Here is a 22,789-nt window from a genome sequence, read left to right as displayed (position 1 = left end):
GGAGGCCCGCGCGCTGCATCACGCCGGGAAAGGACCACTAATGGCCCCTTAGGCGACAAGCCCCGGCAGCAGGCAGATATTCCGCCCTGCCCGCGGCAGGACTGTTACGCGGAGCGCGGAAAGCGGCCGCTGCACCTCCGCAGTGCCAGGCCCGGGACCACGGGGCTGGCCGCGGATTCCGAAGAAAATAGGGGTCTCATCCGCCCGGCCGTCTATGTTCCAATGGGAGGGTTGCACCGGCTGCCCGAGTCCAACCGCGGCCTCGGCCCAACGGAAGGAAGAAGCACATGACCGAACCCCAAGAGCATCCTCCGGTTCCTACGCCCGCGAGCGCCCAGGGCGCGGACCAGAAGGCCGAGGGTGGCTGCCCAGTGATGCACGACGGTGCCACTGCGCAGGGCAGCGAGAGCGAAAACCCGGCCATCGATTCACCCAAGCCCAAGGGACACCGGCCGCGGACCATCGCCGACTGGTGGCCCAACCAGCTGGACCTTTCCGTCCTCCACACCAACCACCCGGCCGGCAATCCCCTGGGCCCGGACTTCAGCTACCGGGACGAATTCCAGAAGCTCGACGTCGAAGCACTCAAGCAGGACATCACTGATGTCCTCACCACTTCGCAGGACTGGTGGCCGGCGGACTTCGGACACTACGGCGGACTGATGATCCGAATGAGCTGGCACGCAGCCGGCACCTACCGCGTCCATGACGGCCGCGGCGGAGCGGGCGACGGCGGCCAGCGGTTCGCGCCGCTGAACAGCTGGCCGGACAACGCCAACCTGGACAAGGCACGCCGCCTCCTGTGGCCGGTGAAGCAGAAGTACGGCCAGAAGCTTTCCTGGGCGGATCTCCTGGTCCTCGCCGGCAACGTGGCCCTCGAGTCCATGGGCTTCAAAACCTTCGGCTTCGCCTTTGGCCGCGAGGACGTGTGGGAGCCGGAGGAGATCTTCTGGGGCCCCGAAGACGCCTGGCTGGGTGACGAGCGCTACGTCGCCGAAGGCCAGATGGCCGACGAGGTCGGATCCACCGAGATGGGCCTGATCTACGTCAACCCCGAAGGCCCCATGGGCAACCCGGACCCGCTGGCAGCTGCGGCGTTCATCCGCGAAACCTTCAAGCGCATGGCCATGAATGACGAAGAGACCGTGGCACTGATCGCCGGCGGCCACACCTTCGGCAAGACCCACGGCGCCGGCAGCGCCGATGACCACGTTGGCCCGGAACCTGAAGGCGCGGACCTCGAGTCCCAGGGCCTGGGCTGGCTGAGCACGTACGGCTCCGGCAAGGGAGCCGACACCATCACCTCCGGCCTGGAAGTGACCTGGACGGACGTGCCCACGCAGTGGAGCAACCGGTTCTTCGAGATCCTGTTCGGGCACGAGTGGGAGCTGGTGGAAAGCCCGGCCGGCGCCAAGCAGTGGGTGGCCAAGGACGCCGAGAAGATCATCCCGGACGCCCACGACCCGGAGAAGAAGCACCGCCCCACCATGCTCACCACGGACCTGTCGCTGCGCGTGGACCCGGAGTACGAAAAGATCTCCCGGCGCTTCCTGGAGAACCCGGACCAGTTCGCGCTGGCGTTCGCCAAGGCCTGGTACAAGCTGCTGCACCGCGACATGGGCCCTGTTGGTCCGCACCTGCTCGGCCCGTGGGTTCCGGAGGCGCAGCTGTGGCAGGATCCCGTTCCCGCCGTCGACCATGAACTGATCGGTGACGAGGACATCGCCGCGCTGAAGGCCAAACTCCTGGACTCCGGCCTGACCATCCCGCAGCTGGCCGGCACGGCGTGGGCGTCCGCCGCCACGTACCGCAAGACGGACCGGCGCGGTGGAGCCAACGGCGCCCGGATACGGCTGGAACCGCAGCGCAGCTGGGAAGCCAACGAGCCCGAACAGCTCTCCACCGCCCTGCAGACGCTGGAGCGCGTGCAGGAGGAGTTCAACTCCGGCCAGGCCAACGGCAAGAAGGTATCGCTCGCGGACCTGATCGTCCTGGGCGGCGCCGCCGCGGTTGAAAAGGCAGCGTCCGACGCCGGGGTCCCCGTCACGGTGCCGTTCCGTCCAGGCCGCACGGACGCGGCACAGGAACAGACCGACGTCGAGTCCTTTGGCTACCTGCAGCCGCGGGCGGACGGGTTCCGGAACTACATCCGGCCCGGAGTAAAGCTGCAGCCCGAAACCCTGCTGCTGGACAAGGCCTACCTGCTGGACCTCTCCGCACCGGAGATGACGGCGCTGGTGGGCGGCATGCGAGCGCTGGGCACCAACGTGGGAGGCTCCGGCCACGGCGTCCTCACGGACAAGCCGCAGGCCCTGACGAACGACTTCTTCGTCAACCTCCTCTCCCCCGGCACCAAGTGGAAGGCCTCGGAGAATGAGGAGAACGTCTACGAAATCACGGACGTCTCCACCGGCGAGGTGAAGTGGACGGCCACCCCCGTGGACCTGGTGTTCGGCTCCAACTCCCAGCTCCGCGCGCTGGCCGAGGTCTACGCCAGCAGCGACGCCAAGGAGAAGTTCGTCCACGACTTCGTGGCCGCCTGGGCCAAGGTCATGGAACTGGACCGGTTCGACCTGAACTAGGACATACCCCCACGGCTCGTACCCGCTGAACCTGCCTACAGAAATGGCGGCGAAACCATCCCGGTTTCGCCGCCATTTCTTTAGCGCTGGGTCTATCTGGATCAGTCCCGCCGGCTCACGCTTGCTCTGTGGATCCGGGTTTCCAGGGCGTGTGCGTGTGCGACAGCCACACCGCGCCCGGGTTCAGAGAGCGGATCAGGTGCTGGCCCTCCGTGCCGGGGTTGTCGAGTTCGCCGAACCACACTGCGGTGTCCCCGGCGATGACCGTGGGGACTCCGCCTGCATCGATGACCACGATCTGGGAGCCCGGGGTATGACCGGGGGCGGGGAGGAGCCGAATCCCGGGGAGCAGCTCATGTTCGCCGTCGACGGGGACGTAGGTGACCCCCGGCGGATCCACCCACTCCGGAATGGTGTAGTCCTCCTGGTTGCGGGCGTCGTCGAGTTCCCGGCGCTGCACATAGATGGGTTTCCCCGCGAAGAGGTGGTTGCCGCCGCAGTGGTCAAAATGCAGGTGGGTGTTGACCACCATGTCCACGCTGCCCAAGTCAAAGTCCTGGTCGCTCAGGGGATGGAGGCGCGGATCCATGTCCGCCACCGCCGGATGAAGCCCAGTCAGGCCGGTATCCACCAGCACTCGGCCCTCGGGGTGGTCGATGACGTGCACGTAGACCGGCATCAGCTCGCCCTCGGCCACCAGGTCAGCAACACGAATCGGAGTAACGCTGATTGCAGGGGAAGAACTCATGCGTGGACCTCAGTTCCGCATCATGGCCGTGATGCGTTGCGGGAGCAGCAGGGCGCCGCACCTGGCCGCGATGACTGATGCTCCGTCCAGAATCGCATCTGCTCCGGCGCTCCGCTAGGTTGCACCCGCAATAAGGGACGCCATCTGCGTACCCGCGTCGCTCCCGGGCGCCGGCGTGTAGACCACCAGGTGCAGGTCCGGCCGGTCCGACGGGGACAGCTGATGATGCTCCAACTGCAGCACTCCCACGGCGGGGTGGTGGAACAGCCGCTCGCGTGATTCAAAGCCCAGGATGTCGTACCGGTCCCACCCCTCCCGGAACTCCGGGCTGGCCTCCTTGAGCCGCTCCACCAGGTTCTTGACGTCCACATCCCCCAGCCGCTGGCCCGTTTCGGCTCGGAACTCCGCCAGGAACCTTTTGCTGGTCACCTCCCAGTCGGGCAGCAGGTCCCGCACATAGGGATCGGTGAACACCAGCCAGAGGAGGTTGCGGTCCGCAGCGGGAACCGTTGCGATGTTGGGGAAAAGAGCCGCGTAGGCGTTGTTCCAACCGGCGACGCCCCAGTCCGGGAACAGCGCGAAGGACGGGTTCGGGTCCAAGGCATCAAGCAGCCGCTGAAGATGGGCAGGCGCTGTAGCGGCCGCCGTCGTGCTCGGTCCGGCGGAGGCATATCCGCCGAGCGACAGGACGTAGTCCAGGCCGGTGTCCGAAAGATGCAGTGCCCTGCTGACCGCTTCCAGCACCTGGCGGGACGGGCTGATGTCGCGGCCCTGCTCCAGCCACGTGTACCAGGTGACGCTCACGCCGGAAAGGAACGCCACCTCTTCACGCCGCAGGCCCCGTTCACGCTTGCGGGCTATCGGCGGGAGCCCGTAGTCAACCCGGAGGGCTTGGTCCCGGCGGGCCCGGAGGAAGAGGCCCAGTTCTTTGCGGCGGCCGGAATTCTGCACAGGGAAATACTATTACTCTGGTACTCCCACTACTAGTAGCAAGGCCGTCTTCCTCTTGCGGCGGCGCCAGAGAAGGATGGTCATCATGCCTGCACTACGTTCAAAGACAGTTACCCACGGCCGCAACATGGCCGGAGCCCGCGCACTGCTGCGCGCATCCGGCGTCGCCAACTCGGATATCGGCAAGCCGATCATTGCCGTGGCCAACTCCTTCACCGAATTCGTCCCCGGCCACACCCACCTGGCCCCGGTGGGCCGGATCGTCTCCGACGCGATCCTCGCCGCCGGCGCCGTGCCGCGCGAGTTCAACACCATCGCCGTAGATGACGGCATCGCCATGGGCCACTCCGGCATGCTCTACTCGCTGCCGTCCCGCGACCTGATCGCCGACTCCGTGGAATACATGGTCAACGCCCACTGCGCCGATGCCCTGGTGTGCATCTCCAACTGCGACAAGATCACCCCCGGCATGCTGATGGCCGCACTGCGCCTGAACATCCCCGTGGTGTTCGTTTCCGGTGGCCCGATGGAAGCCGGCCGCGTCACCCTGACCGACGGCTCCGTCCGCTCCCTCGACCTGGTGAACGCGATCGCCGACGCGGTGGACGAATCCATCTCCGACGAGGACATCAACCTCATCGAAGAAAACGCCTGCCCCACCTGTGGCTCCTGCTCCGGCATGTTCACGGCCAACTCCATGAACTGCCTCGCCGAGGCCATCGGCCTGGCCCTGCCGGGCAACGGTTCCGTGCTCGCAACCCACACCGCACGCAAGGCGCTGTACGAGAAAGCCGGCGCTACCGTCGTCGAGCTCGTAAAGCGCTACTACGACGGCGACGACGAATCGGTCCTGCCGCGCAACATCGCCACCGCAGAAGCCTTTGACAACGCCATGGCGCTGGACATCTCCATGGGCGGCTCCACCAACACCATCCTGCACCTGCTGGCCGCTGCCCAGGAAGCCGGCGTGGAGTACGGCCTGGCCGAGATGGACGCCAAGTCCCGCCAGGTGCCCTGCCTGGCTAAGGTGGCCCCGAACGTCGCCGGGAACAAGACCTATTACATGGAGGATGTGCACCGCGCCGGCGGCATCCCCGCGTTGCTGGGCGAGCTGAACCGCGGCGGCCTCCTGCACAAGAACGTCCATTCCGTGCACTCCACCGACCTGGACGGCTGGCTGGATGACTGGGACATCCGCGGCGGCAAGGCCACCGAAGAGGCGCAGGCCCTGTGGCACGCAGCTCCCGGCGGCGTCCGCTCCTCCACCGCGTTCTCGCAGTCGAACGAGTGGACCTCCCTGGACACCGACGCTGCCGAAGGCTGCATCCGTTCGGTGGAGCACGCCTTCTCCAAGGACGGCGGCCTGGCCGTGCTGCGCGGCAACGTGGCAGTGGACGGCGCCGTGGTGAAGACCGCCGGCGTGGACGAGTCCATCTGGACGTTCCAGGGCCCGGCAGTGGTGTGCGAGTCCCAGGACGAGGCCGTGGAGAAGATCCTGAACAAGGGCATCAAGGAAGGCGACGTGGTGGTCATCCGCTACGAAGGCCCCCGTGGCGGCCCGGGCATGCAGGAAATGCTCTACCCGACGTCGTTCCTCAAGGGCCGCGGCCTGGGCAAGAAGTGCGCACTCATCACGGACGGCCGCTTCTCCGGCGGCACCTCCGGCCTGTCCATCGGGCACATCTCGCCCGAGGCTGCCTCCGGCGGAACCATCGCCCTGGTGGAAAACGGCGACATCATCAGCATCAACATCAGCCAGCGTTCCCTGCAGCTGGAGGTCTCCGATGAGCTGCTGGCCGAGCGCCGCGAGAAGCTCCTGATCAACGGCGGCTACAAGCCCAAGGACCGGGAGCGCCACGTCTCTGCTGCGCTGCGCGCCTACGCTGCCATGGCCACCTCCGCGGACAAGGGCGCCGTCCGCGACGTGTCCCTCCTGGAGCGCTAGGCCTTAGCGACCACAAGACCCCCGCCCGGAAGCTCTTCCGGGCGGGGGTCTTCTGCGTTGCAGCAGGTCAGGACGGGAATTGCCCGGAAACCTGCCAGAATGGCCGGATGATTACCGAGCATGCCCTGCTGCCCGTCATCCCCGGCCTGGAAGAGGAATTCGAAGCGGCCTTCGGCCAGGCCCGGCACATCATCGCGGGCATGCCAGGCTTCATTTCGCTGTCGCTCTCGCGGTCGATTGAATCGCCGAACACCTACCTGCTTTTGGTGGAGTGGGAGACGCTTGAAGACCACACCGAAGGGTTTCGTGGTTCCCCCGAATACCAGCAGTGGCGGGCCTTGCTACACCGCTTTTACGAGCCGTTCCCGGTGGTGGAGCACTACAACCAGGTGATGTCGGCGCAGCCTGCCAACTCCGGCACCACGGAAGTCCCGGCCTGATCCGGTGGCTCCGCTCGCTGTGGTCACCGGTGCCAACCGCGGACTGGGATACGCCACCGTTCGCGAGCTCGCGGAGCACGGGTGGGACGTGCTCGCCTTGACCCGCACCTCAGCCGAACCTGCGGGCGGATCCTGGCCGGCCGGCGTCGTACCCGTCCTGCACGACGTCCGGTCCGAACCGGCGCACGCGCTCACGGCGGCCGTGGGCCAGAGGCCTGTTGACCTGCTGGTCAACAACGCGGCGCAGGGTGCCCCGCACGGCACGCTGGGCGCCATCGAGGCGGACGGCATCCTGAACGCCGTGGATGTGAACGTGGCCGGTCCGCTGCGGCTGACGCAGTTCCTGCTGCCGAACCTGCTGGCCGCGCCCGACGCCGTCATCGTCAACGTGTCGTCCCGGCTGGGTTCCGTAACGGCGCAGGCGAACGGCGGTTTCACGGACCTTTCCACCAGCTATGCGTACAAGGTGTCCAAGGCAGCCCAGAACATGCTCACCGTTTCGCTGGCCCAAGAACTCCGGGGCCGGGTCCGATGCTGGGCGGTGCACCCCGGCAAGCTCGCCACGTCCATGGGCCAGTCCGATGCCTCCAAGAGTCCCGCCACCGCCGCGCGGCAGCTCCGGGAACTCGTCGACTCTGGCTCCCGCACGTCTCCCCGGTTCTGCTCCCTCGGCGGAAACGACCTGGCCTGGTAGGAGCGGCTGCCGGGCGCCATTAGCCTTGAACCGTGACCATCAAGGCTGTCCTGTTCGACCTGGACGACACACTTTTCGACCATCTGACATCGGCACGGTCAGGACTTCACGCCTTCCTGCGGCATCTCGGGCTGCCACCCTCGGATGATCTGTCAGCAGCCTGGTTCAACATCGAGCGGGCCAGCTACGACCGCTTCCTCGCCAAAGAGCTGACGTTCCAGGAGCAGCACCGGGAACGCCTGCGGCTTTTCCTGCCGCTGGCCGGCCATACCGTACCCGCTGGTGATGAGGCGTTGGACGAACTCTTTGCGGTCTATCTGGAGTGCTACGAGCGGTCCTGGCAGGCATTCCCCGACGCCTCCCCCTGCCTGCAGGCGCTTCGCGATGGCGGCGTAATGACGGCCGTGATCACGAACGGAAACCACGGACAACAACTGGCGAAGATCAGGAACATCGGGCTTGAGCCGGCGCTGGACGCAATCTTCACGTCGGAGTCCATCGGCCATCCCAAACCCATGCCGGAGGCCTTCCTGAAACCGTGCCAGGCCCTGGGTGTACTGCCGACGCACGCCCTGTACGTGGGAGACAACTTCCGGGTTGATATCGAAGGTGCCCGCACCGCCGGGCTCTAAGCTGTTCACCTCCAGCGGGGAGGCACCCCAGGACGCGGGACCCTTCAGACCCTGACGGAGCTGATTCCGCTAATGGCCCCCACCTCGGTGCCGGGAGCATAACTGCCCACCGCGGCCCGGCGCCAGAATGAGGAAAGGCCCCCACGCGAGTCAAAGCTCAAGCGCGGGGGCCTCTTTGCCTCCTCATTGGGGGAATTTGGAAGCAGATCAAAATCTACCGGCTGGTAACCACCGGAAATGCCGATTCCGGCAGGGAGCGCGGAATCTTGACTCAAATTTGAGCCCGTGCACAGGCAGAAGCTGCGGTTCAGTCCGATTCGGGCCCTTGGGTGGCGTCCGGCTCCTCTTCGGGCTCGAAGGTGTTGGGCTCGGCGTCCGCACCGATGCCCACGCCGTCGTTACCGCCGGGGACTCCGCCGTCGCCCTTTGCTTTTTCCTCTGCCGCCTGGTCCTCGTCGTCGGGCAGTGAGTCGGGTGAGTTGATGGTCATCGTTGCTCCTCCATTGGCCGGGCCTCCACGCTAACAGCCCCCGCTGCCAAAGGCTCCGGAACGGCACAAACTTTTTGGCGCACGACGGCGGCCGGCGGCCTGGGAGTTTCGGCTACGGCGTCATCCGGTACCCGACGCCGCGGACAGTTTCCACCCAGCGCGGCCGCCTTGAGCTGTCACCCAGCCGCTTGCGGAGGTTGCCGAGATGGACCTCCACCGCCCGCTCCTCCCCGGCACTGACGAACGACCCGGTGTCGTAGGGCTCGTTCCGCAGCCGTCGGACCAGATCGGCCTTGGTCTGCACGGTGCGGCCGTTCTCCATCAGGACCAGCAGCAGGTCGAACTGCGTGCGCGTAAGGTCGACGGGCACGCCATTGATCGCGGCCAGCCGCGAGTCTTCGTGCAGTGTCAGGCCCCTGTGGGCGAAATCGCAGCACACCGGAGCTTCCCCTGGCTCGGCTGGCGGCACCGGTTCTGCGGAGACAACGATGGCGTGCGGCTGTGCAGGTGCGGGGACCGAGGGACCGCCTGGAACCGCGCGAACGGGTGCAGGGGTGATAATCCGCGGACGGCGAAGCATGGCTCCGATCCTGGCGCGCAGCTCGCGCGGGCGGAACGGCTTGGTGAGGTAGTCATCGGCCCCCGCTTCAAAACCCATCAGGGCATCAGCCTCATCCACGTAGCCGGTGACGATGATGACGTAGGCGTCGCTGAACGTCCGGATCCGCCGCGAGGCCTCCAGCCCGTCGAAGTCCGGGAGGCCCACGTCCATCGTGACGATGTCTGGATTGTGGATTCGGACTGCCTCCACTCCCTCATGCCCCGACGCGGTTGGATGCACGGCGAATCCCGACTGCGACAGGATCTCTGCGAGCAGCGCCCGCACCTCGTCGTCGTCTTCGACCACTACGGCGATGCCGCGCTCCATCATCCTTGCCCCCACATTGTTACTAAACTTCCCATCTGCTTGAGAGTTCACACTTACCGCTGCCGGATGCAGGACGGGGCGCCGGCCGGTGACGGCCAGCGGTATCCCGAAGGCACCCAGCTAAGGTTCCGGAGTGTATTCGGAGACGAATACAAAAAGGATGCCCACCGAATTACGCAACGGTGCGCATAGCTGAGATTACCCAAGCAGATAGCTCAACCACCATTCGCGCACGATTCTTGAGCATTTATTGATCTTGATTGAGAAATGGGTATTTCTTGAGATTCGACGCTAAGAAGAAAAGGAATCCGCACGTGTTGCCCTTTCTTCAGCGGTGGCCGGTGATTATGGTGCGAACAGGAGCCCAATTGCTCGTCGACGTATCATGTCTTCCGGGTGCCGCCCCCATGAATGCCTATCACTGCAGAATCCTGCGCTCCGCACATTTCTTCTCCACTCCCTGGTCCCGAACAATTCGGACCGAGTATTGCAAACCGGACGCAGATGAAAGGCAGAGAAGTGGCAACAAACCTGCAAATCCACGTCAATGGAAACGCGGGCACCATTTGCGGGAGCAGGGCAGGTCTTGAGCTTCTACTGAGAAGGCGCCGGCGGAAACGGGCACCTCAACTGGGCCACAAGACAGACCACAAACGCACACAAACCGCACAAAATTTCTTGACATGGAACGCGCGACTGTTACAAAATCTGTAACGAGCCAGTGTGAATCGTTACAAAAGTTGGGCCAGCATGCGCGGGGCCCTCATCAAAGGAGATGACCGTGACCGATCAAACCGTGAACACCAGGCGAACCGCCTACCGGCGTTCTGCCGCAGGGCTGGCACTCGCCGTCCTGGCCAGCAGCGCCGGCCTGGCGGTCGCTGCCCCGGCAGCACACGCTGAACCCAGCAACTACAAATTCGACTTCGGCAGCGGCCCGGTTGAAAAGGGCTACACAGCCGTAAGCGCCTCAGACGCCTACACGCCTGAGCGCCGGTACGGCTTCAACTCCCCCGGGCACATGGCCAACGTGGCTGCCAAAGGAACTGGAGTGGGAAGCGACGCCGTCCGGTTCCTGCAGTTCGGTACCAAGAGCAGCAATACCTTCAACGTGGACCTCAAGGAAGGCCTGTACAGGGTGACCGTCACCCTCGGCGATACGTCACGGGCCAGCATTGCCGCGGAAGGCGTCTTCCAGGAGATGAACCTGACCGGAAACGGGGCCACGGCGTCCTTCGAAATCCCGGTGACCGACGGCCAGCTCAATCTCCTGGTCACGGAAGGCAAGGTGGGCACGGCCTTCACGCTCAGCGCCCTGGATATCGAGAAGGTGTCGCGCCATCCGGAGATGGACCCCACCATCTGGGTGGGCGGCGATTCCACCGTTGCCAGCTACTACCCGCTGGATTCCAGCGTCCAGGGCGGCTGGGGCCAGTTGCTGCCGCAGTTCGTCGACCCGGAAAAGTATGACGTCCGCAACATGGCCACCGGCGGGCAGATCGCGCGCGGTTTCCGTAACGACGGCCAGCTGGAGGCCATCCTGCAGTACATCAAGCCCGGCGACCTCTTCCTGCTGGAGATGGGCATCAATGACACCGCCGCCAAGAACGCCACCACCGAGGCGGAGTTCAAGGAAATCATGCGGGACATGGTCCGCCAGGTGGCGGCCACCGGCGCCACCCCGGTCCTGGTGACCCCGCAGGGCCGCGCCACCGATTTTGTGGACGGCGTGCACTCCTCGGTGGACCGCTGGTACCGGCACTCCACGGTGGCCCTGGCCCAGGAGGAAGGCGTCCCGCTGGTTGACCTGAATGTCCTCTCGTCCGCCTACTTCACGCAGATCGGCCCGGACGCGACGCTGGCCCTGTTCATGACCGGCGACACCCTGCACCCCAACCGCGCCGGTGCCACCGAGCTCGCCCGGATCGTCACCGCGGATTTGGCGCGTCAGGGCCTCCAGTAGTCCGCACCTTCTAAACAGGCGGACGACGGCGGCGCGCGGCACCGGGAACGGGTCCGGAACGCCGCAACCGCCGTCGTCAGTCCTTCTTCAGCGCTTCGGCGAGCATGACGATGATGCCGCTGGGCCCGCGCACGTAGGAGAGTTTGTAGATGTCCCCGTAGGTGGCCACGCCGCGCAGCGGGTGGCAGCCGTGCTTCGCGGCGATCTCCAGGGCTTTGTCGATGTTGTCCACGGAGAAGGCGACGCGGTGCATGCCGATTTCGTTGGGCAGCGTGGGGGCCGTCTCGATCGCATCGGGGTGGATGTATTCGAAGAGTTCCAGCTGGCCGTGGCCGTCCGGGGTCTGGAGCATCGCGATTTTGGCGTGGTTGCCGTCGAGGCCCACGGCGGTGTCAGTCCAGTCGCCGCTGACCGTATCCCGCCCCACCACCGTGAGGCCGAGATCGGTGAAGAAGGCGATGGTTTCTTCCAGGTCCCGGACGGCGATGCCCACGTTCTCAAGCTTGATGGTCATGGGTGCACGCTACCGAGGCGGGTGGCGCAGGGTCTAGGGGGCGGCAGTATGCGTTGACTTCCCCTTTCGCCGGATAAATGCCCCTGGCCGAACCGTTGATCCGGCGCAATCTGGCATTGTGCGCAGCAGGGGTGTTCATATGGGTGAGACCTACCGGGTAGAAGTCCCGCAGGGGCTCCCGATGATGACAAGGCTCGTTGACGACTCCCCGCCGACATGGTCTACACCGCCGGGATGGTGCAAACCACCGCATCCGTCGACGGAGAACCGCGCAGCTACACCCTCAGCGTCACGCAGGTTTGCCGCGGCGAGGACGGCCAATGGAAAGTCGCTCACCGACACGCAGACACGGTCGTTCCCTGACAGCGGCCCAGCTTACGGAACTATTCCTTGTCGCCATTTTGATTTGGCAAGTAGACGTGGTTCCCGCCAAGAATGCGCACGGGAACCCGAACTCCAGGCTCTTCCCTAGGTCAGGGACTGCCCACGCTGACTTGTTCGGTGTGGCCCTGAGCCTGTTGACGATTTAGGAACGGACGTAGGGCGACTCCGGGGGCGAAGGCGTTGGCTGTGAGTGGAAGAGTCAGAAGCAGGTCGGCCGCTACCATTGCGATCGCGAAACTCCATAACCCCATGAAGATTGCTATACCTGCATGGAACAGTGCCGCGAGTAGGAACAGGTACGGCCGCCATTGAGGTGGGGTCAGAAGGGTTATGGCGAGGGCGAATTCGAGCACTAGCACTGACCACGTCAAGAGGCTGACGCCGAAGGCGTTTTCAAGTAGAGGTCCGAGGAGGTCTCTTACGGGGTCCGAAAAGCCGAACACACCAGATGCGGTGTAGTAGAGGTTGTTGCCGGTCGCCCACTCGGTCTGACTCGTCTTCTCAATACAGGATTGAAGGTAGAGAACCGACATCTGGACTTTGATGCCCAGCACCGCGGCCAAAGCCCACCCCCTCCGCCACTTGGAACGGTCCGGGACTTCCTTGGCAGGGCTCCAATGGTTCAGCCGAGGGTCGGTGATGCAAAGAGGGATCAGGAGAAGAGTCAGCACAGCGGTGATCTGGTCTCCACCGTCAGGGACTGCAATCCCATTGAAAAGCGAAAAGGAGATCCAGTAGTGGAGAAAGGCAGTGACCTGTGGAACATAACCGGACATAACGATAACCAGCACCGCGCACGCCAGTAGCTTCGACCACGGTTCTGTTCCGAAGAGGCAAAACCAGTTAAGCGAGTTGACGCCCACACAGACAGGCTGCATGCCCAGCCCCCACAAGGGCTGGAAAAGGCTCGTAGAGGGAGTAGTGAGCAGCGTCAGAAAACTCGCAAAGGCCAGCAGGGAACGCACTAATCCAACGATCGGCGACCATAACGCCGGAGGTTGCCCAGACGGTTGAAGCCCAAAGTACGTCAGATGCACCTGGCCTCGATTCGAAGTACCCTATCGGCCTGATACCTGGCATCAGTAAGGTCCCTATAGGCCCACGGGGTGGGCACTACCTCTACGACGGTCAGGGAACCGCACAGCGTCGGCGCGTGTTTTTCGTTGCGGACTTCGACGGCTGGAGAATCTATCTCCAAGCAACCTTGAGTCGTAGGGCCACATTTCGACCACGTATCGGGCTCTATGGTGTTGACAATGTTCGCCAGCTCTACAGGCTGTGCGCGACCATATCTACTAAGGCCGAAGTAGTTTTCCGCCTTCACGGTTGGCATCTGCAGGAGTTCCCGGGCCTCCTCCTTTCCGGAGTAAACCAGCAAAAACGGATCTCGGGGGGACTTGGTGAAGAACCCCCAACCCTGCGGAATAACTTTGGAGACACCTTCTTTAACCCCGGCCATTCCGGGCGGATGAAATACCGAGTTGGGTGAGACAGCGAACATAGAGTACCCCAGGGACAACAGCACAATCACCGCGGGAACTACCGTGGCCGCGGAGATGAAGGGGCATTTCCGTCGAAGAGCAGGCAACATTGGTGGAGTTGACGAGGCTACTTAGCGAGGGCTTTGGTCAGCGCCGCGACGATATTTTCCGTTGAAGCGCGTTCGTCGGCCGTGGTGGCAGTCGTTTCAAGGCTCGACGGGCTGCTGACATTGACGGATACTGAGGCGTTGAACCAACCAACGGCATTTACGGCGCCGGCGACGTTTACGACACCCGCGTAGTTCACGACGACGGCGCCGCTCCAAACGGCTACTGCAGCGACCGCAAAGACCCACAAGCAGTTCCCGGATGCACCGCCATCAGCGCGGGCCATGGCCACTTGAGCGGGATATTTTTCCCTGACTACCCTAAGAACGTCCTGGCTGGTGGAGGCCAGAGCTGACTCAACTTTGTAGACGTCCCCGGAGGTGAGCTCCTTCTCGAGTTTCTTCAAATATCCGGGCTTAGAAGCTTCCAGCGCATCCGCAACTTGTCGGGCCATTGCGCGGATATCGGCCTCTTGGCTGCCGTTGTCCAAATATGCTCGAAAGGTCTCGCTCTGGACCTTCTGCCGCAGGTCGGCGGCACGATCACCGGTCGCGAACCAAATCGCTTCAAACAGCGACCGCGCGCTCTTCCCGTCGCTTTTTTGAACCGCGCCTTTGGTGAGCTCTTGCTGGTTCGACATCTGAGTGGCCTGCGCTGAAGCGGGAATACCCGTCAGCAACAGCCCGGATACGAGCGCAGCGCTGAGTGCTTTCTTCATTTTTCCCCCAATATTTATCTGTTTTCTGCTGATTTTTCAGGTGCGCGGCAAGCTCTCGTTAATGCGCGAGGCCACAGAGCCGGGGTTTGGCGCGGAAACGACCCAATTGCGAGTCGTTGTTTCCAACAAGACCGCGGGGCCTCCCACCAGTACACCCTTCGTGTTATTGCCCAAGGCCCGGATCCCGAACCCTTCCGACACTGACGTTGACGGGGCTTCGCGAGCTGTGAGAACACTGGAGAAGCTCAAGGTGGCCGCATAGAAAGGCTTGCACCGAATCACGAGACGGTCAGTTTCGACGTCGATCGTGACAGTCATGCTCATAACCAAATAAGTGAGGGCAACCATCCCGGCGACGATCGCCAACCCCGGCACGGGGATGTTACCCGCTACTGCCGAGATCAGCACCACAACGCAAGAGGCGCCAACTATGCCCCAAATGAGACGCTTCGTCTTACCAGAAAGCTTTGCTTCCGATACCAACATGATTCCCCCAATCACCTGAATGTGACAAGAGTAGTCATATGTCAACTAAAGTTACAAACTGCAGTCCAAGCTATGAAGTGTCCGTATGACCCATTTTTAGTGTGGTTCAAAGTTCCCGCCTGGGACTCGTCAACAGCGCCTCCGTCAGGTCCAGTCCGAGGAGAAGTCGAGCGGCGGCCACCAGCGGGTCCGTGAGTGCACGGGGAACCTGCGGCCGGTGACTTCGGTGGGAGTGATGCGGATCAGGTGGTCTTTGGGTCCCGGCAGCCACGGTTGGCGGTCCGGGTCGGCCAGCTCAACGGGCGCCTCGCCCTCCGGTACCTGACCGGGGATGCCCTTGACCACCACGCTCCACACCTCGGTGCTGTAGGTGCCCAGCCCATCCGTTTCGAAGGCGACAGGCGTGCTGCTGAGCAGGGCGTTGAGCTTCGCGCCGGGGGCCGTGCGGAACAGGATGGTGCGGTCCACGGGCACGAAATTGACCGGGAAGATCTCCGGAACCGCCCGGTTGATCACCGCCAGCCTGCCAATGTACGCGGACTCCAGGTATCGCCAGCACTCGTCCTCGGTGAGGGTCTCTGCTTGCGGCTGCTGCTGTGGGGTGGCCATGGCCGTGATTCTAGGCCGGGGAGCCGCAGCACAACAGGGCCTTGACGCCCCCAAACGCCAGCGGACCAGAAACCGATCAGCCGTTCCCGCCGGGCGGCCGGATAATCCTCCGCTGGGTGGCGGCAGCGATGGCCGCGGTCCGGTTGTCCACGCCGAGTTTGCCGTAGATGTGAACCAGGTGCGTCTTCACTGTCGCCTCGGAAATAAAGACCTGCTTGGCGATGGCCCGGTTGGACAGGCCGGTGGCCAGCAGTTCCAGCAGCTGCACCTCCCGCGGGGTCAGCGACGTGCCGGGGTTGCTGATCCGGTCCATCAGCAGCGCTGCGGCCCTCGGCGCGAGAACCGTGCCGCCGGCCGCAGCCTGCAGGACGGCCTGCCGCAGCTGTTCGGGCGGAGCGTCCTTCAGCATGTAGCCGCTCGCGCCGGCCTCCACAGCCGCGAGGATGTCCGCGTCGGTATCGTACGTGGTCAGGATCAGCACCGGCGGCGGGGCAGCCAGCTTCCGGATCTCGGCGGTGGCGGTGACCCCGTCCATCCCCTGCCCCATCTGAAGGTCCATGAGGACAACGTCCGGCGGCTCCCCCAGCGCGGACAGCCGGTCGAGTTCCTTCAACGCAGCCCGCCCGTCGGACGCCTCGGCGGCTATGGCGATCCCCTCGAAGCCCGACAGCATTGCCCGCAGCCCGGCCCGGACCACGGGATGGTCGTCCACCAGCAGGACCCGGACCTTGCCCGCGGACGTCACCGGTCCTCCAGCGGCAGCCGGATGGCCACCACGGTGCCCTCGCCGGGAGCGGATTCCAGCTCCAGCGAGCCGTTCAGGGCGGCCACGCGTTCCCGCAGCGAGCGCAGCCCAAACCCGCCATCGCCGCCTTGCGCGGCAGCTGCCGCAGCGTCCGGATCAAAGCCCGCGCCGTCGTCGTAAATGTCCATGGTCACCTCCGTGCCCAGGAAGGCCAGGGTCACGACGGCGGTGCGCGCCCCGGCGTGTTCGCGGACGTTGGCGAGGCTCGCCTGGGCCGCGCGCAGCAGGGTGACGCGGACCGGCTGGGGCAGGTCCAGCGGATCGCCGTCCACCTCCACCCGGCAGCGCAGCGGCAACCCGGCCGCTGCGGCGCCGGTCTCGGTGGCGGCGCACAGCCTGCGCAGTGCATCCACCAGGGTGCTCCCCTCCAGCTGCGGCGAGGACAGGCCGCGGACAAAGCTGCGGGCCTCGGCCAGGTTCTCCGCCGCCGTCCGCTGCACAAGGTCCAGCTGCGAGGCAGCCCCGGTGGTGTCGCCACCCGCCAGGGACTGTTCGGCCGCCCGGCCCAGCAGCACGATGCTGGACAGGCCCTGGGCCAGGGTGTCGTGGATTTCGCGGGCCAGCCGCTCCCGCTCCGCCAGCACGCCGGCCTCATGCTGGGACCGGGCCAGCTCCTCGCGGGTCCGGCGCAGCTCATCGGCCGCGCGCCGCTGGTTCAGCGCCTCGCGGTACAGGGCGGCGTAGGCCACGCCCGTGATCACGGCGAAAATGGCGCCGAGTGCGGGCCCCACGACGGCGGCAACGTGCGGAACGGGGGCACCGCTGGCTGCCCACTGGGAGGCGATCACCGCCCCTGTCATCAGCGCTATGGTCCGCAACGCCGCGCGCCGGGGCAACAGGTGCAGGTGCAGGAAGAAAATGGGGAACGCCAGCCAGGCGAAGTCGGCGCTGCCCGCCAGCAGGAAGGCCCACAGCCCCGTCACCAGCACCAGCCACAGGAGGGCGAAGCGGCGCGGATCCATGCTGGCCCGGCCCTCGGCATGGCGCTTCTCGAGAACCGTTCCGGCCAGGTACACCCCGGCGAGAACCACCGCCGTCCCTGCCCAGAGCCAGCGCAGCGGACCGCCAGTCATCAGGATCCGGACCAGGGCCACGCCCAGCAGCACTGCGAACCCCGCGTGGAGGGTGACACGCAGAACTTTCAGGATCGCTGCGGACGACGCATTCTCCACGGCGGCCAGCGGTCCCCGCGTCTGGCTACCGCCCGTTCGGTCCGGGGATGTCGTAGAGGGCGCGGCGGGCATTCCCCCAGCTTATGCCGGGGCTGCCGGTGGCGAATCAATCAAATGGTTGACTCCGGAATCCACCCCATGGCGGCCCGGGATCAACCGTCTCCGCGATGCCCCGGAAAGCGCCCGGCGGGAGAGTGGAATTACTCAATTCCACTCCTGCTGAGAGAAGAACAACGTGTTCCTGGCAATCCGCGATATCCGCTTCGCCAAAGGCCGGTTCGCCATGATGGGCGGCGTCGTAGCCCTGATCACTCTGCTGCTGGTGATGCTGACCGGCCTGACGGCTGGCCTGGCCGAGCAGTCCACGTCCGCCATCGGCAAGCTCGGCGGAGCCGCCGGGTCCAGGCCCGTTGACGCCGTCGCATTCGGCGCGCCGGGTACGGGCACCCCCAAGGCTTCGTACACGGAGAGTTCGGTGACCGCCGGGCAGGTGGAGCGATGGAAGGACCAGCCGGGGGTGTCCGCCGCCGAGCCGCTGGGCATCACGCAGACCCGGCTGCAGACCGCTGACGGTTCCGGGACGGCCAACGTGGCTGTTTTCGGGGTCCCGGCCGGCAGCCCGCTGGCGCCTGCTTCGGTGGCACCCGGGACGGCGGTGCTCGGCGCCTCGGTAGCGGACGCGCTCTCCGTGAAGCAGGGCGACACGGTAGGCATTGGCGGTGTGGAACTCGCCGTCGCCTCGGTGGTCCCGGACCAGTGGTATTCGCACACCAGTGTGGTGTGGACGGACCTTCCCCAGTGGTCCAGGGTGGCGCACGTGTCCGACGGCGGGCAGCTGGCCACGGTTGTTGCCGTCACCTTTGCGGACGGTGCCCACGTGGACGAAACGGCGGCCAACGCCGCGGCGGGCACGGCCAGCGAATCCCGCACCGGATCCTTCCAGGCCTTGGGATCGTACAAGAGCGAGAACGGGTCGCTGACCCTCATGCAGGCGTTCCTCTACGGCATCGCCGCGCTGGTGATCGTGGCGTTCCTGACCGTGTGGACCATCCAGCGGACCCGGGACATCGCCGTACTGAAGGCCATGGGGGCGCCGGCGTCCTACATCCTCCGCGACGCCATCGCCCAGGCCGCCATCGTTCTGGTGGCAGGGGCCGCCGCCGGCGGGGCCGTGGGTGTTGCCGCCGGGACGCTGGCCGCGCAGGCCGCCCCGTTCCTGCTGAACGCCGGCACCACGGTGCTTCCCGTCGTCGGGATCATCGCCCTGGGCCTTGCCGGTGCCGCCCTGGCCGTCCGACGCGCCACCCGCGTGGATGCCCTCCTGGCCCTCGGCGGCAACTGACAACCCCCATTTCCTGAAAGGAAACCCGATGTCTGCTTTCCCTACCTCCGCACCCCTGGACCTGGTTGACGTGACCCTCGAATACCCGGACGGCACCGGAACCACCACCGCCCTGGACCGGGTCAGCCTCACCGCGCACGCCGGGCAGCTGGTGTCACTCGTGGGCCCCTCGGGCTCCGGTAAATCCAGCCTCCTGGCCACCGCCGCCACCCTGGTCCGGCCCACCCGCGGGCAGGTTCTTATCGACGGCACGGACACCACCGGGCTCAAAGATAAGGAGCTGACGGCGCTGCGGCGCAGCAAGATCGGCATCATTTTCCAGCAGCCCAACCTGCTCCCCTCCCTGACCGCCGCGGAGCAGCTGATCATCACCGACCACCTGCGCGGCAAGCCAGCCCGGGCAGCCCGGGAGAGGGCCGCCGGACTGCTGGACGTCGTCGGGCTCTCCGCGAGCGCCGGGAAGCTGCCGCACCAGCTCTCCGGCGGCCAGCGCCAGCGCGTCAACATCGCCCGCGCGCTGATGGGCAGCCCCAAGGTGCTGCTGGTGGATGAGCCGACGGCGGCGCTGGACCATGAGCGCAGCGAGGCCATTGTCCGGCTGCTTCGCCGGGTCACCACGGAATTCTCGGTGGCCACGGTGATGGTCACGCACGATACCGAGTTCCTGCCGCTGACGGACGCCGTGGCCACCATGCGGGACGGATGGCTGGCGGCACCGGTCCTGGCCAGCGCCTGAGCGTGCGGCAACAACGCGAACAGCCCCGGCGGTATCAACTGCCGGGGCTGTTCGCGTCCCTGACGCGGCTGCTGGCTAACCCTTGGGGGTCACCTGCAGCCGGCCGAAGGAGACCTGCTTGCCGTCCTTGTCCAGGACCACCACATCATCGCGGCCGTTCTGGATCCCGGCCGGGAGGATGAACTCCGCGGTGTTGGCGGTGGTGGGGAAGAGCCAGCCGATCCGCTGGCTGCGCTTGTTGACGTAGACGTAGTACCACTGCCCGTAGTCGAGCCCCTCGAGCACCACCTTCTGGCCGTTCCGGTACTTGTCCTGCGTCTTCAGGTCGAACGGCGGCGTCTGGCCATCGAAGTCCTGGACCGTCAGCGCGGGTTCGGACTCCGGCTGGGCGGGCTGCAGGTTGAGCTGGATTGCGCCGCCGCTCACGGAAACGGCGGCGCGTTTGGTGCCGTTGTCCGCGGAAGCACTGAAACCTACTGCGTCCAGCTTCCCGGCAGCGATGTCCGCCGCTGTCAGCACGTAGTCCCGGGTGGCCGTCAGGCTGTTCCCGGCAGCGAGGACCTGTTCGCTGATGCCCGTGTCCGGGGCGGATACCCCGGTCAGGGGCACGTTGCCGGCGTTGCCCAGCGTATAGGTGTACGTGACGGAGTCGCCCGCGGAGGCGTACCGGTCGCCGTCGTTGTCTGTCCACTCAGCCGCAACAGTGCCCTCGAGCCGGGCATCGCGGACCTTGAGGTCAACCTCGCCGCCGTTCACGGCATAGGTCCGGGTGGTTTGGCCGGCGGCGCTGACGTCCCAGCTGGTGTCGGGGACGAAGAAACCCTGGGCTGCCTCATCAGCGGTGACGGTGTGGCGGGGCGTGGCGCAGGTGTAGGACTGTCCGGCGGGCAGGACGCTATAGCGGCAGTTGCCGGGGCCGTCCGGTACGAACGGGCTGAAGTTGCCGGCTGTGGGCACTACCTTCTCCACCAGCGGGCTGGTGTTGGCGACATCGAATTTGTAGGGGAACCCCTCGCCGGCCGTGTAGGGCTGGGTGGCGAGGTCCCGGCCGGCGTCGTTGCGGCTGCCCGTGATGGCGGCAGAAACCAGGCCGTCGCGCAGGGCGACGGCCGCTCCGGTGAACGCCACCGTCCTGGTGAGCGACGGCGTCGCGCTGGCCGTGATGCTGAAGGACGCCTGAGGCACGAAGTAGCCGCGGGCCAGGTCCTCGGCCGTCACCGTGTGCTTAGCCGTGGTGCAGGTATAACTGGCACCGGCGGCCAGGTTGTTGTACCGGCAGTTGGGGGCCGACGGCGGCAGGAACCCGGCGTCGAAGTTCCCGGAAAGGGGCACGGAGTTGGCGGTGACGTTGGCCGTGCTCTTGACGTTGAAGGTGTAGCTGAGCACGTCACCGGCCTTGTACGGGCTGGCGGCGACATCCCGGTCCGGCGCGGACCCGGTGATGGTGAGGCCCACCTGCGGTGCCACCGGAACGGTGGCGGTAAAGGTGGCCTGCGAAACCCGGCCGTCCGCCGTCGTGAAGGCGGCATTGAGGTTCTGCGGACCGCTCGCGTTCGCCGGGGCGGTCAGGTCAACGTTCACGGTGGCGGAGGCGCCGGGCGCGACATCGGGCACGGGGACCGTCGTGGCGGACCAGCCGCTGGGGGTGTAGACGGTGGCGGTGGCGCCGGATAGCGTGGCGGCTTCCTGGTTGGTGACGGTGACGGCCACCTGCTTGGTGGCGCCGGACGCGGTGGTGACTGCAGGGACGGAAAGCGGCGCGCAGGCGTAGTTCAGCCAGGCATCGTCGAAGGCGGCGAACGGCATGTTGTCCGTGTAGTTGCCCTCGTACAGGACGCCGAACCGGCCCTCGTCCAGGCGGGTCACGGTGGAATAGGCGGAGAAGCCGGAACGGATGGTGCGGACCCCGGGCCAGGTGTCGCCGTCGTCGCAGGACACGCGTGCGGAGACGTTTTCACGGCCGGTCTTCGAGTTGGCGTTGGTGAAGATGAGCTTCTTGGCATCAGCAGTGCCTTGCGCGGCGTTGGGGAACATCCGCGCGATGGCGCCGTTGTTGGCGGGGTCCGGCAGTTCGGTGTCCTGCGTGACCGGGCCGTAGGTGGCGCCGCCGTCGGTGGACACCGCAACCTTGCGGTAGCCCTGGTTGGCGTTGTCACGCGAGTTGAGGAGCACGCGCCCGTCGGAGAGTTCCACCGTCTTGTTTTCGTCCATCCGGTCGCCCACGTTGGCGCCCTTGTGCCACGTGGCGCCGTGGTCATCGGAGTAGACGCTGTAGGCCTGGATCCTGTTGCTGCCATCCGCCTGGCGGATGTCCCCGGCGTACTGCTGGATCAGGCGGCCCTTGTGCGGGCCGTATTTGAGCTGGATGCCCTCGCCGGAGGAAGCGAAGTTGGAGCGGACATCGCCGGGGGCCGGGCTGGTCTTGCTGGTGCCCGGCTTGGTGACGTCAGTGATGAGGCGCGGCTGGCTCCAGGTGAGGCCGCCATCGGAGGACTCAATGACCGCGGAGGAGATAACGGACCGGTCCGCGTCGTCGTTGCCGAACTGGCTGCCGCCGAACCCCTGGTCCTTGGAGTACACGAAGAACGCGAAGACCTTCCCGGCCTCGGCGTCCACAACGTAGGACGGATCGCTGTAGCCGTACTTCGGGGCGGCGGCGTCGCCCACATGCCCGGCGGCAATCACCTGCACCGGCCCCCAGGTCCGGCCACCGTCGGTGCTGCGGCGCTGCACGATGGAGTTGGGGTTGGGGGCATCGGCCGAGCTGCCGGGCCTGCCGTCCCAGGCCGCGAGGACCACGCCGTTGCCCAGGTAGGACAATGCCGGAATCCGGTAGAAGAAGTTACTGGCGGTCCTGTCCGCGGCCAGGTTGGCTTCCTGGAAAGCACCGGGAGGAGCGGTGGGGCTGTTGGACGGGATGGGTGCCGCCTGGGCGGGCAACCCGGTTCCGGCGAGCAGGGCCAGGGCGAGGGCGCCTGTGCCCGCAGCCTGCCCCATCGATCTTTTCCTGGTTCTTTTCAAGGTATTTCGCAAACCCATGTCCTTTCTGGACGCCGCGCTG

At 65.7% G+C, this 22,789-nt stretch carries 20 protein-coding genes; 8 read left to right on the top strand and 12 right to left on the bottom strand.

The window, feature by feature from the left end:
• Window positions 1-287 precede the first annotated feature (287 nt).
• On the top strand, window positions 288-2,582 hold the full coding sequence (gene katG / locus AC1DBN_RS19000; protein ID WP_477723905.1) for a catalase/peroxidase HPI: 2,295 nt from the start codon (window positions 288-290) through the stop codon (window positions 2,580-2,582).
• A 115-nt stretch (window positions 2,583-2,697) separates the two neighbouring features.
• On the opposite strand, the gene AC1DBN_RS18995 is transcribed toward katG, so the two are convergent.
• On the bottom strand, window positions 2,698-3,330 hold the full coding sequence (locus tag AC1DBN_RS18995) for an MBL fold metallo-hydrolase (protein ID WP_477723904.1): 633 nt from the start codon (window positions 3,328-3,330) through the stop codon (window positions 2,698-2,700).
• 114 nt (window positions 3,331-3,444) lie between these two features.
• Window positions 3,445-4,281 carry a helix-turn-helix transcriptional regulator gene (locus AC1DBN_RS18990; RefSeq protein WP_091723286.1) on the bottom strand — a complete coding sequence of 279 codons (837 nt, stop codon included), beginning with the start codon at window positions 4,279-4,281 and terminating at the stop codon, window positions 3,445-3,447.
• Window positions 4,282-4,366: 85 nt separating this feature from the next.
• On the opposite strand from AC1DBN_RS18990, the gene ilvD reads away from it, so the two are divergent.
• The 4 genes from ilvD to AC1DBN_RS18970 all read left to right on the top strand — a co-directional run bounded on the left by ilvD (window position 4,367) and on the right by AC1DBN_RS18970 (window position 7,992).
• Window positions 4,367-6,226, top strand: a complete 1,860-nt coding sequence (gene ilvD, locus AC1DBN_RS18985) for a dihydroxy-acid dehydratase (protein ID WP_477723903.1) — start codon at window positions 4,367-4,369, stop codon at window positions 6,224-6,226.
• A 107-nt stretch (window positions 6,227-6,333) separates the two neighbouring features.
• Window positions 6,334-6,666: an antibiotic biosynthesis monooxygenase family protein gene (locus AC1DBN_RS18980; RefSeq protein ID WP_477723902.1), complete on the top strand. Its 333-nt coding sequence runs from the start codon at window positions 6,334-6,336 to the stop codon at window positions 6,664-6,666.
• Window positions 6,667-6,670: 4 nt separating this feature from the next.
• Window positions 6,671-7,360: an SDR family NAD(P)-dependent oxidoreductase gene (locus tag AC1DBN_RS18975; RefSeq protein ID WP_477723901.1), complete on the top strand. Its 690-nt coding sequence runs from the start codon at window positions 6,671-6,673 to the stop codon at window positions 7,358-7,360.
• A 32-nt stretch (window positions 7,361-7,392) separates the two neighbouring features.
• Complete coding sequence (locus AC1DBN_RS18970) at window positions 7,393-7,992, top strand: HAD family hydrolase (RefSeq protein WP_197676721.1); 600 nt, start codon at window positions 7,393-7,395, stop codon at window positions 7,990-7,992.
• A 307-nt stretch (window positions 7,993-8,299) separates the two neighbouring features.
• Here AC1DBN_RS18970 and AC1DBN_RS18965 read toward each other — a convergent pair whose 3' ends face one another.
• Both AC1DBN_RS18965 and AC1DBN_RS18960 read right to left on the bottom strand, forming a co-directional pair.
• Entirely contained in the window at window positions 8,300-8,482 is a 183-nt protein-coding gene (locus AC1DBN_RS18965; protein WP_091723290.1) for a hypothetical protein, read from the bottom strand.
• Between the two features lie 112 nt (window positions 8,483-8,594).
• Window positions 8,595-9,413 carry a response regulator transcription factor gene (locus AC1DBN_RS18960; protein WP_091723292.1) on the bottom strand — a complete coding sequence of 273 codons (819 nt, stop codon included), beginning with the start codon at window positions 9,411-9,413 and terminating at the stop codon, window positions 8,595-8,597.
• 772 nt (window positions 9,414-10,185) lie between these two features.
• Here AC1DBN_RS18960 and AC1DBN_RS18955 point away from each other — a divergent pair.
• Window positions 10,186-11,373: a rhamnogalacturonan acetylesterase gene (locus AC1DBN_RS18955; RefSeq protein WP_091723293.1), complete on the top strand. Its 1,188-nt coding sequence runs from the start codon at window positions 10,186-10,188 to the stop codon at window positions 11,371-11,373.
• Between the two features lie 76 nt (window positions 11,374-11,449).
• Here the strand turns inward: AC1DBN_RS18955 and AC1DBN_RS18950 are convergent, their stop codons facing one another.
• From AC1DBN_RS18950 to AC1DBN_RS18920, 7 genes are all read right to left on the bottom strand, one after another.
• Window positions 11,450-11,887 (bottom strand): VOC family protein, encoded by a 438-nt coding sequence (locus AC1DBN_RS18950; protein ID WP_091723295.1) that lies wholly within the window; start codon window positions 11,885-11,887, stop codon window positions 11,450-11,452.
• Between the two features lie 473 nt (window positions 11,888-12,360).
• Window positions 12,361-13,308, bottom strand: coding sequence for a sporulation-delaying protein SdpB family protein (locus tag AC1DBN_RS18945; protein ID WP_091723296.1), 948 nt, complete (start codon window positions 13,306-13,308; stop codon window positions 12,361-12,363).
• A complete protein-coding gene (locus tag AC1DBN_RS18940; protein WP_091723298.1) occupies window positions 13,299-13,862 on the bottom strand; it encodes an SdpA family antimicrobial peptide system protein in 564 nt (187 codons plus the stop codon). Before AC1DBN_RS18940 ends, AC1DBN_RS18945 begins: the two co-directional genes overlap by 10 nt.
• 17 nt (window positions 13,863-13,879) lie before the next feature.
• Window positions 13,880-14,578, bottom strand: coding sequence for a sporulation delaying protein family toxin (locus AC1DBN_RS18935; protein ID WP_091723299.1), 699 nt, complete (start codon window positions 14,576-14,578; stop codon window positions 13,880-13,882).
• Between the two features lie 630 nt (window positions 14,579-15,208).
• Window positions 15,209-15,673: a pyridoxamine 5'-phosphate oxidase family protein gene (locus AC1DBN_RS18930; RefSeq protein ID WP_091723302.1), complete on the bottom strand. Its 465-nt coding sequence runs from the start codon at window positions 15,671-15,673 to the stop codon at window positions 15,209-15,211.
• A 76-nt stretch (window positions 15,674-15,749) separates the two neighbouring features.
• Window positions 15,750-16,418, bottom strand: a complete 669-nt coding sequence (locus AC1DBN_RS18925; protein WP_091723304.1) for a response regulator — start codon at window positions 16,416-16,418, stop codon at window positions 15,750-15,752.
• Entirely contained in the window at window positions 16,415-17,722 is a 1,308-nt protein-coding gene (locus AC1DBN_RS18920) for a sensor histidine kinase (protein ID WP_477723900.1), read from the bottom strand. Before AC1DBN_RS18920 ends, AC1DBN_RS18925 begins: the two co-directional genes overlap by 4 nt.
• Window positions 17,723-17,885: 163 nt before the next feature.
• On the opposite strand from AC1DBN_RS18920, the gene AC1DBN_RS18915 reads away from it, so the two are divergent.
• A complete protein-coding gene (locus AC1DBN_RS18915; RefSeq protein ID WP_091723306.1) occupies window positions 17,886-18,992 on the top strand; it encodes an ABC transporter permease in 1,107 nt (368 codons plus the stop codon).
• A gap of 28 nt (window positions 18,993-19,020) precedes the next feature.
• A complete protein-coding gene (locus AC1DBN_RS18910; RefSeq protein ID WP_091723307.1) occupies window positions 19,021-19,728 on the top strand; it encodes an ABC transporter ATP-binding protein in 708 nt (235 codons plus the stop codon).
• A 75-nt stretch (window positions 19,729-19,803) separates the two neighbouring features.
• Here the strand turns inward: AC1DBN_RS18910 and AC1DBN_RS18905 are convergent, their stop codons facing one another.
• Entirely contained in the window at window positions 19,804-22,725 is a 2,922-nt protein-coding gene (locus AC1DBN_RS18905) for an exo-alpha-sialidase (protein ID WP_477723899.1), read from the bottom strand.
• Window positions 22,726-22,789: the final 64 nt, after the last annotated feature.

This window comes from Pseudarthrobacter sp. 10T415 (assembly GCF_056394175.1).
The sequence above is the reverse complement of the archived record's forward strand: the minus strand, read 5'-3'. Positions and strand labels throughout refer to the sequence as shown.

Excerpts from the sequence above, each read along its gene's own strand:
- AC1DBN_RS18935 (WP_091723299.1), bottom strand. The coding sequence starts at position 14,578 with ATGAAGAAAGCACTCAGCGCTGCGCTCGTATCCGGGCTGTTGCTGACG.
- AC1DBN_RS18980 (WP_477723902.1), top strand. The coding sequence starts at position 6,334 with ATGATTACCGAGCATGCCCTGCTGCCCGTCATCCCCGGCCTGGAAGAG.
- ilvD (WP_477723903.1), top strand. The coding sequence starts at position 4,367 with ATGCCTGCACTACGTTCAAAGACAGTTACCCACGGCCGCAACATGGCC.
- AC1DBN_RS18960 (WP_091723292.1), bottom strand. The coding sequence starts at position 9,413 with ATGATGGAGCGCGGCATCGCCGTAGTGGTCGAAGACGACGACGAGGTG.
- AC1DBN_RS18965 (WP_091723290.1), bottom strand. The coding sequence starts at position 8,482 with ATGACCATCAACTCACCCGACTCACTGCCCGACGACGAGGACCAGGCG.
- AC1DBN_RS18930 (WP_091723302.1), bottom strand. The coding sequence starts at position 15,673 with ATGGCCACCCCACAGCAGCAGCCGCAAGCAGAGACCCTCACCGAGGAC.
- AC1DBN_RS18995 (WP_477723904.1), bottom strand. The coding sequence starts at position 3,330 with ATGAGTTCTTCCCCTGCAATCAGCGTTACTCCGATTCGTGTTGCTGAC.
- AC1DBN_RS18940 (WP_091723298.1), bottom strand. The coding sequence starts at position 13,862 with ATGTTGCCTGCTCTTCGACGGAAATGCCCCTTCATCTCCGCGGCCACG.
- AC1DBN_RS18920 (WP_477723900.1), bottom strand. The coding sequence starts at position 17,722 with ATGCCCGCCGCGCCCTCTACGACATCCCCGGACCGAACGGGCGGTAGC.
- katG (WP_477723905.1), top strand. The coding sequence starts at position 288 with ATGACCGAACCCCAAGAGCATCCTCCGGTTCCTACGCCCGCGAGCGCC.
- AC1DBN_RS18905 (WP_477723899.1), bottom strand. The coding sequence starts at position 22,725 with ATGGGGCAGGCTGCGGGCACAGGCGCCCTCGCCCTGGCCCTGCTCGCC.
- AC1DBN_RS18955 (WP_091723293.1), top strand. The coding sequence starts at position 10,186 with ATGACCGTGACCGATCAAACCGTGAACACCAGGCGAACCGCCTACCGG.
- AC1DBN_RS18910 (WP_091723307.1), top strand. The coding sequence starts at position 19,021 with ATGTCTGCTTTCCCTACCTCCGCACCCCTGGACCTGGTTGACGTGACC.
- AC1DBN_RS18950 (WP_091723295.1), bottom strand. The coding sequence starts at position 11,887 with ATGACCATCAAGCTTGAGAACGTGGGCATCGCCGTCCGGGACCTGGAA.